The organism is Lujinxingia vulgaris (assembly GCF_007997015.1).
GTDB lineage: Bacteria > Myxococcota_A > Bradymonadia > Bradymonadales > Bradymonadaceae > Lujinxingia > Lujinxingia vulgaris.
In genome coordinates this window covers 1-554 of record NZ_VOSM01000091.1, presented here as the reverse complement: position 1 = coordinate 554, position 554 = coordinate 1, and the positions used below count along the sequence as shown (strand labels likewise).

Below are 554 nucleotides of genomic sequence, written 5' to 3'. Positions count from 1 at the left end.
ATGTTATCTTGGCTTTGAAGGCGTAAACTTTCGATATCCGTGCCATCACTTTTCCAGACTTTATGGTATTCCTCTACAAGCCAACGGTGCTCATAGTAGGTGATGATAGCTAAGGCGTCTTCTTTGCTGGTGACTGGTTCACTGGTTAATAGGTGCCAGCTTAAGCCGTTCTTAGCGTTTCCTCGCTCTGTACAGCCGACATAGTAAACTGGGAGGGAGTGTCCTTTCTTATTGTAAGGCGCTTTGAGTGTCACTGGCGCATAGGTGATATCCAGTGTTGCGCTTCGGGCTTTTCTTCCTCCTTTTTGTGCAATGTGGATGTGTTTGGTGCCTGCACTCATCAGCTCGCTTGCAAACGCATAGAGCTTATCCCCACCTTCTTCAATATGACGACTTTGCATCGAGCGTACGACGAATCGTTGCTGCTCGGTCAGTTTATACTGCAAGTATTCGTAGATGTCCGCTTCGCGGTCACACACCGATATCACGTTCGCCATTTGTCCTTGCAGCCGCTCTGCCATCGCTCGTGACGCTGACTCCCACTTGTAACTTTC

At 48.7% G+C, this 554-nt stretch carries 1 protein-coding gene; it reads right to left on the bottom strand.

All coding sequences use genetic code 11. From position 1 onward, the window contains the following. On the bottom strand, positions 1-554 hold a 554-nt coding region (locus tag FRC98_RS21040), incomplete at both ends, for an IS4 family transposase (RefSeq protein ID WP_146983520.1).